Source organism: Cryobacterium sp. 10C3 (assembly GCF_034314285.1).
GTDB classification, from domain to species: Bacteria; Actinomycetota; Actinomycetes; order Actinomycetales; family Microbacteriaceae; genus Cryobacterium; species Cryobacterium glucosi.
Genome location: NZ_JAVIWF010000002.1, coordinates 2,682,406 through 2,697,355, shown reverse-complemented (window position 1 = coordinate 2,697,355; position 14,950 = coordinate 2,682,406). Strand labels below are relative to the sequence as shown.

Annotated in this window: 15 protein-coding genes and 1 pseudogene; all 16 read left to right on the top strand. The window is 58.1% G+C overall.

What is annotated here, in order from left to right; genetic code table 11:
• The first annotated feature begins 30 nt into the window (after positions 1–30).
• Positions 31–1,518 (top strand): sugar transferase, encoded by a 1,488-nt coding sequence (locus tag RGU41_RS13725; protein ID WP_322136547.1) that lies wholly within the window; start codon positions 31–33, stop codon positions 1,516–1,518.
• A gap of 442 nt (positions 1,519–1,960) precedes the next feature.
• Positions 1,961–2,215 carry a hypothetical protein gene (locus RGU41_RS13720; RefSeq protein WP_322136546.1) on the top strand — a complete coding sequence of 85 codons (255 nt, stop codon included), beginning with the start codon at positions 1,961–1,963 and terminating at the stop codon, positions 2,213–2,215.
• Positions 2,216–2,414: 199 nt separating this feature from the next.
• On the top strand, positions 2,415–3,839 hold the full coding sequence (locus RGU41_RS13715) for a DUF4012 domain-containing protein (protein WP_322136545.1): 1,425 nt from the start codon (positions 2,415–2,417) through the stop codon (positions 3,837–3,839).
• A gap of 425 nt (positions 3,840–4,264) precedes the next feature.
• Positions 4,265–5,233, top strand: coding sequence for a YveK family protein (locus RGU41_RS13710; protein ID WP_322136544.1), 969 nt, complete (start codon positions 4,265–4,267; stop codon positions 5,231–5,233).
• Positions 5,125–5,688, top strand: coding sequence for a CpsD/CapB family tyrosine-protein kinase (locus tag RGU41_RS13705; protein ID WP_322137359.1), 564 nt, complete (start codon positions 5,125–5,127; stop codon positions 5,686–5,688). The genes RGU41_RS13710 and RGU41_RS13705 overlap by 109 nt, the downstream gene beginning before the upstream one ends.
• Before the next feature lie 131 nt (positions 5,689–5,819).
• Entirely contained in the window at positions 5,820–7,091 is a 1,272-nt protein-coding gene (locus RGU41_RS13700) for a sugar transferase (RefSeq protein WP_322136543.1), read from the top strand.
• 47 nt (positions 7,092–7,138) lie between these two features.
• Entirely contained in the window at positions 7,139–7,309 is a 171-nt protein-coding gene (locus RGU41_RS13695) for a sugar transferase (RefSeq protein ID WP_322136542.1), read from the top strand.
• Positions 7,310–8,036: 727 nt separating this feature from the next.
• Entirely contained in the window at positions 8,037–8,462 is a 426-nt protein-coding gene (locus tag RGU41_RS13690) for a hypothetical protein (RefSeq protein WP_322136541.1), read from the top strand.
• A 53-nt stretch (positions 8,463–8,515) separates the two neighbouring features.
• A complete protein-coding gene (locus tag RGU41_RS13685) occupies positions 8,516–9,304 on the top strand; it encodes a hypothetical protein (protein WP_322136540.1) in 789 nt (262 codons plus the stop codon).
• Positions 9,283–10,158: a glycosyltransferase gene (locus tag RGU41_RS20975; protein WP_416173154.1), complete on the top strand. Its 876-nt coding sequence runs from the start codon at positions 9,283–9,285 to the stop codon at positions 10,156–10,158. Before RGU41_RS13685 ends, RGU41_RS20975 begins: the two co-directional genes overlap by 22 nt.
• The gene (locus RGU41_RS20970; protein WP_369125141.1) at positions 10,109–10,654 is read left to right on the top strand and encodes a serine O-acetyltransferase; all 546 of its coding nucleotides are present in this window, start codon (positions 10,109–10,111) and stop codon (positions 10,652–10,654) included. Before RGU41_RS20975 ends, RGU41_RS20970 begins: the two co-directional genes overlap by 50 nt.
• 4 nt (positions 10,655–10,658) lie before the next feature.
• On the top strand, positions 10,659–11,195 hold the full coding sequence (locus RGU41_RS13680; RefSeq protein ID WP_322136539.1) for a hypothetical protein: 537 nt from the start codon (positions 10,659–10,661) through the stop codon (positions 11,193–11,195).
• Positions 11,195–12,055 (top strand): O-antigen ligase family protein, encoded by an 861-nt coding sequence (locus tag RGU41_RS13675; RefSeq protein WP_416173153.1) that lies wholly within the window; start codon positions 11,195–11,197, stop codon positions 12,053–12,055. Before RGU41_RS13680 ends, RGU41_RS13675 begins: the two co-directional genes overlap by 1 nt.
• 59 nt (positions 12,056–12,114) lie before the next feature.
• On the top strand, positions 12,115–12,969 hold the full coding sequence (locus tag RGU41_RS13670; protein WP_322136537.1) for a hypothetical protein: 855 nt from the start codon (positions 12,115–12,117) through the stop codon (positions 12,967–12,969).
• Positions 12,970–13,593: 624 nt separating this feature from the next.
• Positions 13,594–14,145, top strand: a complete 552-nt coding sequence (locus RGU41_RS13665) for a glycosyltransferase (RefSeq protein ID WP_322136536.1) — start codon at positions 13,594–13,596, stop codon at positions 14,143–14,145.
• A 347-nt stretch (positions 14,146–14,492) separates the two neighbouring features.
• Positions 14,493–14,660, top strand: a pseudogene (locus RGU41_RS20965) (DapH/DapD/GlmU-related protein); the annotation flags it as partial.
• Between the last annotated feature and the right edge of the window lie 290 nt (positions 14,661–14,950).

Genomic DNA, 14,950 nt, shown 5'->3' with positions numbered 1-14,950 from the left:
CTTCCGGGCGCGCACCCGTTCGGAGGAGACATGAGCGCATCCACGGCGTCCCCCGTCGAGAGCACCGCATGCCCTCCTGCCGCGCGCGATTGGCGGCGAACCTACGCCCGTCGACTGATGTTCACGGACTTCCTCGTGCTCATCTGGGTCATGTTCGGCGTGCAGATGCTGTGGTTCGGGGTGGATGCCGCCACTCTGTCCATGAGTCGCAGTCACGTTGACCTCGCCGTGAGTTACAGCATCGTCTCGGTCGTGCTCATCGCCGCCTGGATGATCATCCTGGCGGCGTACGACACGCGCGGTCTCCGGGTGCTCGGAACCGGACCCGACGAATACAAGCTCATCGCCAACTCGTCCCTGCACCTCTTCGGGCTTCTGGCCCTGGTCGCGTACCTGTTCCATATCGACGTGGCCCGCGGCTACATTCTCATCGCTTTCCCGCTCGGCATCGTGGTGCTCATCTTCTCCCGGTGGATGTGGCGCCAATGGCTGGTTGTCCAGCGCACCTACGGCCAGTTCTCGTCCCGCGTGATTCTGGTCGGGTCACCCTCCTCGACGGCGCGCATCAACCGTGAACTGTCCCGCCAGCCCGGCGCCGGCTACTGGGTCGTGGGGGCCTGCGTCACCGGCGCTTCCGCAGGCGACGTGCTCCCGGGCACCCAGGTGCCGGTCTTCGGATCCATCGACACCGTCCATGCGGCCATCGACGTGACGGGTGCCGACACGGTCGTCGTCACGGGCGCCGACGAAATGACCGCTCAACTCATCCGCGAGCTGAGCTGGAGCCTGGAACCCGGGCTGCAGCACCTCGTGGTCGCTCCGCGACTCATCGATGTCGGTGGTCCGCGCATCCACATGCGCCCGGTCGCCGGGCTGCCGCTCATGCATGTCGAGACGCCGAGCTACGAAGGCCGCAAGATCCACACCAAGCGCGCCTTCGACCTGGTGGTATCCGGTCTCCTTCTCGTAGTCCTGTCGCCGGTGTTCGCACTGGTCGCTCTCGCCATTCGGGTGGGCGACGCCGGCCCGGTGCTGTTCAGCCAGGCCCGGGTGGGATTCCACGGCGACACATTCCGCATGTTCAAGTTCCGCTCCATGGTCGTCGACGCGGAAACCCGGCTCGCGGACACCAGCACCCTCCACCGCGCCGAAGGCAATGTCGTTCTGTTCAAGATGAGAAACGACCCCCGGATCACGCCTCTCGGCCGATTCCTGCGCCGGTGGAGCCTCGACGAACTGCCCCAGCTCGTCAACGTCTTCCTCGGCACCATGTCTCTCGTCGGGCCGCGCCCGCCCCTCGCTGCAGAAGTCGACCAGTACGAGAGCCATGTTCATCGCAGGTTCCTCGTCAAGCCGGGAATCACCGGACTGTGGCAGATCAATGGCCGATCTACGCTCTCCTGGGAAGACAGTGTGCGGCTCGACCTGTATTACGTGGAGAACTGGTCGCTCGCGGGAGACTTCACGATCCTGTGGCGCACGGCGAAAACCGTTCTCCAGCGCACCGGTGCTTACTGATCACCGGCAAAAGCCACCCCAGTGCGAGGGTCATTTCGGCGGGTCGGCGGTCGTGGGGCCTCCCGGCCCTGACTTCAGCTGTGAATCTACCCTATGGTGAAGACGTGCTTCCAAGACGTTCGCACGCGCCGGCACATCCAATCACGTTTCAGCAGGGGGATTCACTCATGGCAAAAAGGCTTTCGCAGCGGCAGCGCTCACGATTCTGGCTATCTTCGCCGCACCCGCCGCCGCCAACGCAGCCGGCTATGTACCCCCGACCAATGACAGCGTTACCGGCACCCCGGTTGCCGGCGGCAGTGTCGCGGTCGATTTCATCGCCGGTTCTTACACCAACGGCGAGACCGTCAACATCTCGGTAGACGGTTCCGGAACCGCCACCCTGTCGGCCGTCAAGGCCAACGTTGCCACGCTGGCCAAGGCCGCGACCGCAACCGGGTCGTTGGCCGTCAAGGTCACCCTGCCGACAAACGCCACCGGCTCCTACACGCTCACCGGAACCGGCGCGACGTCCGGCCTCATCGGCACCTCGACCATTACCGTCGTCGCAGCGGACGCCGGCACCTCTGCCGGACTCGCGAGCACCGGATACAACGCCCCGATGCTCCTCATCTGGAGCGCAGCGGGCGCCGTCCTCCTCGGCATCGCACTGGTCCTCGTGCTCGGCTATGTTCGTCGCAAGCGCGCCAACGCGTAATACCCCGCGCTGACCCCGGCGCACAGCTTTTCGACAGGCCCCGAGCACACGCTCGGGGCCTGTCGTTTTTGTCTGGTTTACTAGACGAATGTCCCACGCGCACGCATCTGCACCGGTCCAGGGTCGGCGTCGACGGGGACGACGAATTTGGCTCTCGGTAGGTATCCCCCTTGTACTACTCGTCGGGATCGTCGCCTGGGTGGGCGTACGCGCCTACCTCGCCAAGGGTGAGCTCGAGGCCGCCCTTCCGCTCGCGGCGCAGATCCAGGCCCAGGTGGTCGCCGGCGATGGCGAATCGGCCCAGCCAACGGCCCGTGCCCTGTCCGACCATTCCGCGAGTGCCGTAGCTCTCACCAGCGACCCGGTCTGGCGGGCATTCGAAGGCATCCCGGTGCTCGGCCCTAACCTCACGGTGGTTCGTCAGCTCGCCGCCGCGACCGACGACATTGCCCAACAGGCCGTCCTTCCCCTCGCGAAGATCGCCGGAACCATCAGCCTGAGCGACTTCAAACCGGTCAACGGTGCGATCAACCTCAATCCGATGACCGATGCCCAGCCCCAGATCGATGCGGCCGATGCAGCTCTCGCCGCCGTGAAACAACGTGTCGACGCGATCGATACTACGGACACGCTGTCCGTGGTGACTGGCGCAGCCGAGAAACTCTCCTCCTCGGTGGATAAGGCAGCCGCTGCCGTAAACACGCTCGATCGGGCCGTGCGTGTTGTGCCCGGCATGCTCGGGGCCTCCGGGCCACGCAACTATATCGTGCTGTTCCAGAATCCCGCGGAACTGCGGGCCTCGGGCGGCATTCCCGGTGCGCTCGCCCTTATCCACACGGAAAACGGCGCGATCACCCTCGAACAGCAAGCCGCTGGCACTGACTTCCCGCATTACGCGCAACCGGTCTTGCCTCTTCCAACAGATACGCGAGGGCTTTACGGCGACATAGTCGGCGAATATATTCAGGACGTCACTCTCACGCCGAATTTTCCGCTATCGGCGTCACTCGCGCGCGAGATGTGGAAACGCCAGTTTGGTGTCGAGGCAGACGGCGTCATCTCCATCGACCCGGTGGCCCTCAGCTATCTCCTTAAAGCCACCGGCCCCATCACTTTGGCGACGGGCGACGTCCTTACCTCGGACAATGCCGTACATCTCCTGCTAAGCGATGCCTACGCGCGGTACACGAAGCCAGCCGACCAGAACGCATTCTTCGCGGGGGCCGCCTCGTCGGTATTCTCGGCGTTGGCCGGCGGCGGCGCTAACCCGAAGTCGCTCCTCGAGGCGTTCGGCCAAGCGGGTGCCGAACGACGCGTTCTGGTTTGGAGCGCACACGATGACGACCAGGCTGTTCTCCAGGACACTTCCTTGGCCGGTCGTCTACCGGTGACCGACGCCGACACGACGCGGTTCGGCGTCTACCTCAACGATGCCACTGGCGCAAAAATGGACACACATCTCGACGTGCAGGTAGCTGTCGGCAATGCTGTCTGTCGACAGGACGCGCGGCCGTATTATGCCGTGACTGTGAATCTGAAGAACACGGCACCCGCCGATGCGGCGAAGTCATTGCCCGAATATGTGACGGGGGAGGTCATTTTGGTGTCACCCCCGGAAACGTGAAGACGATCGTATCGGTTTACGGGGCACCAGATATGCAGAACCTGGGCGTCATGCGAGACAACGTCGTCATCGGCTACCACCCGGCGACTGATGCGACCTATCCGGTTAGCGCATCTAGCATCGAATTGGCTCCAGGAGAGAGTGCGGTTCTCACATTTGGATGGCTAGGGGCTGGACCTCTAACGAGTGATGTCTCTGCTCAGATCACTCCTGGTACTTCGCGAGTTGTCGCAACGAATGCGTCGTCACGCTGCGATTCCTTGCTCTGGCCACAGCGATGACTATCTCTTGACCGTCATATGTCGGGGGTGTTAACGCTGCGTCCGACAGGCATTCTTTGACGCACCGTAGGTCGCAACTGTGGCACCATAATGGGGGGCGTCAGAAGTCGGCCTCGAAAGTGAACGTCATAGGAAGGCCGCTGAGTGGAACTTCGCGACTATATTCGGGTCTTACGTAAGAGCTGGGTCCTCATCGTACTTCTGTTGCTCGTTGGTCTGGGAGCGGGTGCCACCTACTCTTTGACGACAACGCCTCTATACAATGCGTCGTCAAAGGTCTTCGTCTCAACGCAGGGCGGAGGCACAAGCCAGGAGCTGGCGCAGGGCAATACCTTTACTGTGGCCAGAGTGAAGACGTATGCCGATCTAGTGGCTACACCGATCGTTCTCCTTCCGGTGATTGGAAGCCTCGGGTTTAACATGACTTCCGTTGATTTGGCAAAGCAGGTCACGGCTTCAGCGCCTCTTGACACGTCGATTATTGAAATCGCCGTCCTGGACCCGGATCCCGTGCGGGCCGCCGATATTGCCAATGCCGCTTCTCAGAGCCTTACTGCCGTTGTCCAGTCCATCGAGACTCCCGAAGCCATTGACGCCGTATCGCCCGTCAAACTCACCCGGGCACAAGAAGCAACTGTGCCCAGCAAACCAGTGAGCCCTAACGTCCCGCTAAATATTGCGCTTGGTGCTCTGATAGGACTTGCTCTAGGAATCGGCTTAGCAGTCCTACGCGAAGCGATGGAGACTCGCATTCGAAATGAGCGCGACGTCGAGCAGGTTACTGATGTGCCGATCTTGGGCGGAATCGTCTTCGACCCGAAAGCCAAGGAACGCCCGCTCATCGTGCATGTGGACCCGCGAAGTCCCCGGGCTGAGTCGTTCCGTTCTCTTCGAACGAATCTCCAGTTCCTTGACGTGGGTCGGACAGAACGCAGCTTCGTCATAACATCGTCTATAGAAAGCGAAGGAAAGAGCACCACGGGTGCAAACCTCGCGACTCTGCACTGGCTGATGCTGGCGGCCGTGTTCTTCTCATTGACGCCGATCTGCGGCGCCCAAAGATCGCAGACTACATGGGTGTCGAGGGGCGTGTTGGACTCACCGACGTCCTAATCGGTCGAGCGGAATTGTCCGACGTTATTCAGCCGTGGGGCGAGGGTCGTCTCTTCGTACTCCCGGCAGGCAAGATACCGCCTAACCCCAGTGAGCTGTTAGGTTCAGCCCGAATGGCCGATCTCATTGCGCAATTCAATCTCACCTTTGACGTAGTGATCTTTGACTCGTCGCCATTGCTGCCTGTTACGGACGCGGCAATCCTCGCGAAGAATGTGGGTGGGGCCATCATCGTGGTCGCGGCCGGCCGCACCCACAAGAATCAACTTAGGGGCGCAATCGCAGCATTGGGGAGTGTCGGTGCACCGGTTTCGGGACTCGTGCTGACCATGCTGCCGACCAAAGGCCCTGATGCTTACGGATACGGTCACTACGGCTATGGATATGGCTATGGGTATACCCAGGACGTCACGGACGAAAAGGTCCGGAGCCGCGCGCGCATCAAGAAGGTATAGATCGACTGAATTTCGTTGGTTAATGCCACCGTAACCACAATGGGGTACCTTCTTGCCTACGTCGTCGTGGCCTGGCGTTGGCGTCAATCAAATCGAGACATGGCGGAAAGTGTAGCGCCATGAGGAGCAATATGAAAAAGCGCACTGGCATAGCCGGGGTACCTATTGAGATCGAACAGACCGGCGGGCGAAATTGGCGGGTTTCATATGCCGCTCGCCTTGTCGCTTCTGATCTTCTTGTCCTGATTTGGGTAGTTTTCGGGGTCCAAATCGCTTGGTTCGGCATCGCAGCCTCGGATGTGCAATTTCGAGGTAGCCTCGCGGACACAGCGATCAGCTATTCAGTAATCTCCATTGTGCTCATTGTGACATGGATGATTTCCTTGGGTATCTATGGCTCGCGAGGCTACCGAGTGCTGGGCACTGGCTGGCAGGAGTACCGCTTAGTGGCGGGAAGCACTGTCCGTCTTTTCGGTCTGGTGGCGTTAATCGCCTATCTCTTCCAGATCGATTTAGCGCGAGGCTATATTCTCATCGCGTTTCCTCTCGGACTGGCAGTTCTCGCTCTTTCGCGTTGGATGTGGAGACAATGGCTTGGAGTGCACCGTCTCGATGGGCGCTATTCCTCCCGAGTGCTCCTAGTCGGGTCGGAAGTGTCCGCAACGCATTTGGCTCGTCAATTGGCGCGCCAGCCCAAAGCCGGTTATCTCGTCGTCGGGGCCTGTATTCCCAGCGGGCTCGTAGCGGGGTATCTACCGGACAGTGCAATACCTGTGTTCGGAAATCTCGACAAATTGCAGGCGGCGATGACCGCAGTGGGCGCCGACACGGTTGTGATTACCAGTAGTGACGAGCTGTCACCAGAACGAGTTCGAGAATTGAGCTGGAGCCTGGAACCAGGCAGACAACACCTAGTCGTCGCACCGAGCTTGACGGACATCGGTGGTCCACGTATCCACACCCGACCGGTTGCCGGATTGCCGCTCATCCATGTCGAGACGCCAAGGTTCGAAGGCCGGAATTTCTTTGCTAAGCGTGCCTTCGATCTATTGTGCTCGGGTTTGCTTATAGTCGTACTTTCGCCGTTCCTCCTAATCATCGGAGCCGTAATTCGGCTCAGCACACCTGGGGATGTGCTATTTCGGCAGGAGCGAGTGGGTATTAACGGTCGACACTTCAGCATGCTGAAGTTCCGATCTATGGTTACAGATGCAGAAGCACTGCTAGTCGGGCTCCGGGATGAAGCGCGCACTGAAGGCAACTCCGTACTCTTCAAGATGAAGGAGGACCCTCGAGTTACTCCCATCGGAAAGTACCTTCGACGTTATAGCCTCGATGAACTTCCGCAGTTGTTCAACGTATTTGGTGGTTCGATGTCCTTGGTCGGGCCAAGACCCCCCTAGAACGGGAAGTTGCTGAATATGAGAATCACGTTCATCGTCGATTCCTCGTGAAGCCCGGTATTACGGGCCTCTGGCAGGTAAGCGGTAGGTCCAACTTGTCGTGGGAGGACACGGTCCGCTTGGATCTCTACTACGTCGAGAACTGGTCGATCACTGGAGACATCGTGATCTTGTGGCAGACGGCCCGTGCTGTGTTAGCAAGCGATGGTGCTTACTAATGTGCAATGCAGCAACCGGAATGGTGCGCATCGGATACCACTCGATCGCTGATCTGCGGGGCGATCGTTGCTGGGTTGTCTTAAAGACTTCAGGACGACCGCAGTTTTGCGGTGGCTTCGCTCGAAGCGCCGCTACAGTTCCCTGGAACCCGCCAGCTGCTCAGACTCATCTTTCACTTGGTACACCGCGACTGTGGCGCTCTTTCTTCAGAAGAGGAGTACGGTCGCAGAGCGCAATCCCGGCTCGAATAGCCATACCGCAGTCGCAGTCGCAGTCGCAGTCGCAGTCGGGGCAGGGATTTGTAGAGCGGATTTCTCGGGCCCCTAGAGACCTATCGCAAGAGGGCACGGGGCTGCGCCGTAATCCCAAGGCGGAATCCCTCGAGTTCGCGAAGCATGCTGTTCACGGGCGCGGATACCGAAACGAAAGACCGGACTTTTCGTGGGACGATGGAGTGTGGGTTGGCTTCCACGACGAAGGAAGTCTTGTTGGAGTAGGTCGAGCTGAAACTCCGAGGCATCGATACCATTCGGTCCGGGCGAAAGATGGCGCAAATTGAATGCCGTTCGGTCTCGGCGTCTCGGCAGTGTCGGGCTTAGCGCGCTTGTCCGCGTTGGTACATTTCCCGTCACCGCGCTCGCAACATTCCTGACAACTTCTCTAGTCATTGGTCATGCTGGAGCGGCTGGCTATGCCGCGATTGCGGTAGTAATAACCCTTTCCCAGTTGGTGCCCTACGCCGATCTCGGGATAGGGGCCGGTGTCATTAACGCGATCTCCATGTCGGAGGTAGATGATCCGATTCGCACAAAGGCGGTGGCCAGCGCGATCCGCGTGATGCTGGTGTCAATGATCATTGTCTCGAGCCTGGGCTTGCTCGGAATGACCTTCTTCTCATGGTCCGAGGTCCTGAGTCTCGAAAACTCTGGGTTGGGCCGCCTTGATACTGTGACTGCTCTTGTGATCGTGATCTTCGCAGCTACGATTCCGATGGGGATTGGACAACGGGTGCTTTTGGCGCTCATGATGAATCCGATCGCGATCGTAGTTAATTCGCTAGGGCCGATACTGAGTCTCCTGGGCACCGCAGTGATCGTTGGAATGGGCCTTTCTCCAGAGCTATTAGTTTTCCCCCGGTCGTTGGTGGCCTGATTAGCTCCTTTGTATCCTTGTGGATCGCGACCAAGCGGATTCGATTCCGATGGTTGACTATCTTCCAATACCGCAAGTTTCATCTCCCCGGGCTCCTATCTCAGGGGATGTGGTATCTCATGATTAGTGTTGTTTCGGCTTTTGCCTTTCAATGGGGGCGGATCGTTCTCGCCTCTCGTGGAACGCTTGACCAAGTTGCCACATACTCAATTGCAATGCAGTTCTATGCGCCACTGTGGTCCTTCTTCATTGCGGCTGGAACGTCGCTCTGGCCCATATTTGCGCGCAATAGGTCGCGGAATGAGAGTAATTCGGCGCTACTTTTGCGAATGGTTCTCTACTTTGCAGGTGCCGGTTTGATTTGCCTTATCGGACTTATGTTGTTCGGGCCGTGGCTGGCCGGCGTGATTTCGCATTCGGCGGTGGAAGCAAGCGCAATGATATTCCTGGGATGTGGTCTCCTGATCATTGTTCAATCGGTCCAGCTAGTTCTCGGCGTCTCACTTACTTCTCCACGGGACCTTCGATTTCAGGCGCTTTGGGGCATCCCGATGGCTGCATCCGTGATTGGTGCCACTTGGCTATTCGTGCCTGCCCTCGGAGCAATAACGCCCTTCTTGGCTGCCGGTGTTGGAGTTCTGTCGTTTCAGGTATTTCCTAATGTCTTTCGTGTGCGCGCAAATAGCCGTTCGCTACGTGAGACCACTGCAAATCCGGAACTTGAGACTGTTGCCCAATTATCTAGAAGATCTCAGCATCCGGGAGAGTACGACCGTCGAGATCATGGTTCGCCAATTCGAAGTATTGATAGGAGATTGAAATGGCACAAATCGGAATGGTGATTCCGACGTTAGGTACGCGCCCAGCATGGCTTCGCGGTACCTTGAAATCAATGTTCGAACAGCGTGGCGTTGATCTTAAGGTTGTCATCGTGACACCTCGTCCGGACGAGGTGAGACTGATTGCGGCTGGGACTCCCGCGGTTGTGGTTGCGTCAGACACGCCGGGGATATCGGCGGCCGTCAATGAAGGATGGGCGGAGCTATTAGACTCGACTTTCCTGGCTTGGCTTGGCGACGATGACCTACTTGCACCGGGATCTCTCCGCATTTCGCAGGACGCGCTAGTCAGAAACGCGGCGGCTTCCGGCACGTACGGGTGCGTGCGATACATTGACGCCGCGAATGAGACTCTCTTCGTTGCTCGGCCCGGTCGCTTTGCGAGCGCTTATCTGCCCTGGGGTAAAGACTTGGTCCCCCAGCCGGGTAGTCTATTTCGCCGTGAAGCAGTCGAAGCCGTTGGCGGACTGGATACCAGTCTTCGATATGCGATGGATTTTGATCTGTTCCTAAAGCTTCGAACCACTGGGCCACTCCTCTACCTTTCATCCGAGGTCGCGTCGTTCCGACTGCACCCCGGCAGCATCACGGGTGCGAACCAGTCGAGCGTGGAAGCCGAAAGCGTTCGTGCCAGGTTCCACTCCGCACGAGTGAACTCCATACGTAGGTCGCTGGCGCCCCTTCAATCGGTCACTGATCGGGCGCTATACAAGCTATCTCGGCGACCGGGGGTGTGGTTCCACAAATGCTCGGGCGCGACTATGTACTCGAGGTCTATAGTCATGCCGATCTCGACGGCTCAACGACATGAAGAACTACGGCCGAATGGTTTCGACGACCCCAGGATTCCGATTTAGTTGGGTCTTTCAAGATTTTGCTGCGAACGCCCACAGGCCCCGCACTCGTCTCCTATTGGCCACATTTAGGTTGGCGCAGGCGGCCCGACATCCATTTTCCGACCGTCCAAGTCTGCTGTCATATTTTGTAACTGCGTGGTACGTGTTCATTTCCGAATGGGTTCTCGGGATGGAGTTGCCGGTTAAGACTCACGTCGGCTCTGCGCTGCAAATCGTGCACGGTTTCGGCCTTGTAATTAATGTGGATAGCCGACTTGGTTCTGACGTCGTTATTCGCCAAGGCGTCACCATCGGCAATAAGGGTGACGGTGGTGCTTCGCCTACTGTCGGAGATGGCGTATCGATTGGATCCGGAGCTTGCGTTATCGGGGCTGTTACCATTGGAGCTCGAGCGCGAATTGGCGCAAATGCGGTCGTAGTAACGGACGTACCTGCAGACGTTTCCGTCGTTGGAAATCCTGGACGAATCCTTTTAGACCGGGCTCCAGGGGTTTGAGTAAGTGACTGAACCATTTGTTATTACGCTCGTCACTGGATCCTCTCTAGTTGCGGCGTGGGTCTGGCTTCGCGGCGTACGTCGTGGTGACGTGGTTTCCAAGTGGAATATCACGACCACCTATGTGGTCCTCATAGCTTGGCTCCTGTTGGCATCATCGGTGTTCACACAGTTTGATGGCGGAAACGTATCCATAGTTAACGTCTTCGGGCAGACGACGATACTTGCTAATCCTCGAGCGGCGCAAATAATGCAGCTCGCTGGCTATGCCATTATCGGAATTGGATTCCTCACCTTCTTTGTGTTCGGTATCGTCCGAAGGAACCGCCTATCGACTCCCCTGCTGCTCATGGGGCTTCTGGTGGTGATGACGGATTTCTCTTCTGCCATCGCGGGTGCGTCTGCCATTGGGAACCCTCGCATCATCGCCTTATTCGCACTGTTTCTGGGTGCTTCAGTGCTGCCGCGCGGCGGTGGCGCTCGGCTCGGGGTGGCGTTTTTGGATTCTCTGTCTGCGTCGCAAGTGGCATTTTCCTGCTAGTGAACTATGCCGCCGCGTTTAGGACATGCCGTGTAGACAAGTGCGGCCCGCTCGGTAATCTTTTCTTTGGAGTGACTACCGGGGAAAACACAATCGGTCTTATAGTCGCCACCTCAATCCCGTGCATATTCCTTGTGTTGCGCGGCGCGACACGTTGGATCCTGGCGGTTTATCTCCTTAGCGTGGTCTACATCTCTGGTAGTCGAACGGCGCTGCAAGTCGCCCTTATCGTAACGATTCTTGTCGTGGTAACGGGCATGAGTTCCACGTCGATGGGCGGAATTTGGCGACGGTTTTTGACGATTGGGACGGCATCGGTCGGATTAGCTCTTGGCATTGTGCTTCCCTATCTGCCCCTGAATCCAACTGATTTTACAAACCGCGCCTATTTGTGGAAGCTTGCTTCTGCTCAACTAGAGGACAGTCAACTTTTTGGATTCGGCGCGCTCATCTGGGGAAATCAGGTTGCTGTGGGCACAATCTCCAGAGATGAGGCATATTCTGTCCACAATCAATGGCTCGATATTAGATACACGACCGGGGCATTAGGTATAGCACTGTTCATCATCTTGATCGTGATTGCGCTGCGGCAGGCGGATAAGTGGACCGCCCCCCAGACCGCGCTCTTGTTCATCCCGGTAATCTATTCGGGTCTACTCGAGCGCACGTGGGCATTTGGCTTGCTCGACGTCTTTGGGTGGATGGCAGCGGCCACCCTGCTTGCACTTGAGCCTGCGGCTGAACCGGCTGCAAACACCTCTTCTGTGCTGACGGAAGCACTCGCACAAAGAGGACATGGCACGGAGCGAGTGCTTACCGGTCTAGACAACACGAATCCGAGGGGAGCGCACGGGAATTGATCAAGCGAAATTCTTATCTGCGTCTAGTCGCGCGAATACGATCGGCCATACAGACTCGAGTGGACCGCATCTGCGCCCAATTTTGGGTACGACTACCGCTTGGCGTTATGGGGCCAACCCGCGATCCACGAAGCGTCGACGATGCAACTCGAGTCATTGCGCTGACCACTTATCCGCCTCGCATTGGCGCTGTGCATTTGACGATTCGAAGCTTGCTTAAACAATCGATAGCCGTTGATGCGATCTACCTTGTCCTCTCGACCCTTGAGTTCCCGGGCGGTGAGTCGGACCTCCCTCCCAATCTACGGCGACTACTTGCCGCTACAAAAGGCAGAGTGAATGTCCATTTCACGCCCGAAAATATGCGGTCGTTCAAGAAGCTTCTTCCGATCATCGAAATCTACCCGGAGGCGACTATTTTAACTGCGGACGACGACGTTCTTTACTGGCGATCCTGGGCTCAACAGCTCGACGCGGCCAGTCTGACCTTTCCTGGAACAGTAGTCGGAACCAGAGGAACTCTGATAAAAATGGAGGGCAATCGTGCCCGCCCATACACGGAATGGCCGGTAGCAGAGGCCGGTGTACCCGGCCAACTCGTTTTTCTGACCGGTCGGGGTGGCATTCTTTACCCGCCACATTCGCTGGATCCGCGGGTTCTTGACTGGGCGACGGCTTCTCTCATTTGTCCGTCCGCGGACGATATCTGGTTCAAGGTCATGGCATCTTTGGCGGGCATCGAAGCGGTAAAGATAGACACCGGTCGCGAATATCCATCAAATGGTGCAAGCCAAGGCAGCGCACTTTGGCGTCGCAACGTCCTCAAGAACGAGAATGACGTGGCTTTCGAGGCGGTTGTGGACCGCTTTGGCCTTTGGGATACATACCTCACCGCACAAAAGCTTCGACGTTGAAGGTGCTAATCGTCGATTGCCTCGCATATCTTTCCAGTTCACGTTGAGAGGTCCTCAAATGTACAGAAAATCGCCGGCCAGTAAATTCGATGCGTTATATCTCGCCGTCCTTCCCTTCTATCGGGAGTATTGCATCCAGGAGCTCAAAGCTGATTTGTCTTTGGACGTGATCCTGTTGGCTGGTGATCGGCACGTCGATCCCACAATTCGAACCGGAATCAGTAGGTCCTTATATGTGCAAGTTAGAAACTACGTCCTTGCTGGACGCGTACTTGTCCAGCTAGGGGGTGGCGCACAGCGATCAGCGCCAACACCACGATCCTCGACCTCAATCCGCGCAGCCTCACGGCGTGGACATTGCTGGGTTTCAGACGCATTCTGGGTAGGCGAACGCTCCTATGGGGCCATTTGCACCCTCGCTCCGGAAGAGGCAGTCGGACGGCGGTGCTACGCCGCTCGATGCGGCGTCTTTCGAACGGGACGGTGCTCTACGGGTACGATAGCGTTCCCTTTGCGCTCGCAGAACTCCCAGGGTCGCCCGTCTGGGTGGCGCCGAACTCTTTGTACGCAAGGGATGCCTTGACTGTACCGGCCAATGAAGGCCCGTACACCAGCGTCCTATACGTGGGGCGCCTCGTTTCCGATAAGAAAGTAGACCTGCTCATCCGAGGATTCTTGAGGAGCGATCTTGCAACCCGCGGCGTGCGGCTTGTCATCGTCGGAGAGGGCGCCGAACGAAAGGTCCTCGCCGACCTTGTGTCGGAGCTTGGCGGCAATGCTTCGGTAACCTTTCTCGGCCAGGTCGCCGATGTGAATGACCTTCGCCATCTCTATGAAGACGCTCTGTGCTCCGTATCGCCGGGTTACGTTGGGCTAAGCCTCACACAAAGCCTCGGGTTTGGCGTTCCTATGCTGATCTCAAGGGACGAACCGCATTCTCCCGAACTCGAGCTCGCTCGAATCGGTGGCGTCGAGTTCTTCGAGACTGACTCGCCGCTTGCACTTGCGGCCGCTCTTGATGCGCTCGCGCCTGCCGGCAATGCATGCGAGCGACAGCGAATCAGCATCGCAATTCGGAAGACCTATTCGGCGGAAGCCATGGCGGCGGGGATCGCGTCGGCACTCAAGAACACCAAACAGGAACTCGGAGATGATGGATGGCCGTCGAATCGGTAGTCAAGGTACCCAAGAACCGCAGCCGTATCCCAGCACCGCTAGAGGGAATTGTTCGTACATTGCAGCGACGACTAATGATCCATGGGCTGGTGACGTACGGCAAGAACTTGCGAATGGGTAGTGATAGCACCTTGAGTTCGGTGCACGGGCTCAGAGTCGGTCACAATGTTTCGATTGGCCAGCGCACAGTCATCGAAGTCGACGGTGCAATCGGAGACTACTGCCTGATTGGGCGCGGGGTGCAGATTGTCGGTCGTGTGGATCATTCGATCGACGAGGTGGGAATTCCAATGGCGTTCTCGACGTGGGTTGGAGACCGACCCGCAGTCCCGCAGGATGCCGTACAGATTGGAAGTGATGTGTGGATTGGCGGTGGCGTCATTATTCTCGGAGGGGTCACTATCGGCGAGGGGGCCGTGCTTGGCGCTGGTGCTGTGGTGACACATGACATTGAGCCTTACGGAATTGCCGTCGGGAATCCCGCTCGAGTCATCCGGAAACGATTCGATTCTGATGCTCAGAGGCACGTGCACAGTACCGCTCTCCGTGTCGATAGTTCCGACGTGAGCGATAAGGGGTAGTTGAGCACATCACCACAATCTCTTGTGTCTTGCCGCGGTGGCGCGAGGCAGATCTGGAGCCGGTGTGAAGTGCTGCCAACATCCAGTTGGACAGGCGACTCGTTTTCCGGAGCGCCATCGAGCCAACACTTTATGCGCGGAATCGCGGCCCGAGATCCTCTGGGCTACGGGGGCCCCAGACCCGATTTGCAGGAATCGCACCGTTCACAGTTGTTCCGGGTGTC

What these genes read in the sequence shown, in the direction of transcription:
- RGU41_RS20975 (WP_416173154.1), top strand. Translation starts at nt 9,283, where the DNA reads ATGGCACAAATCGGAATGGTGATTCCGACGTTAGGTACGCGCCCAGCA.
- RGU41_RS13725 (WP_322136547.1), top strand. Translation starts at nt 31, where the DNA reads ATGAGCGCATCCACGGCGTCCCCCGTCGAGAGCACCGCATGCCCTCCT.
- RGU41_RS20970 (WP_369125141.1), top strand. Translation starts at nt 10,109, where the DNA reads ATGAAGAACTACGGCCGAATGGTTTCGACGACCCCAGGATTCCGATTT.
- RGU41_RS13700 (WP_322136543.1), top strand. Translation starts at nt 5,820, where the DNA reads ATGAAAAAGCGCACTGGCATAGCCGGGGTACCTATTGAGATCGAACAG.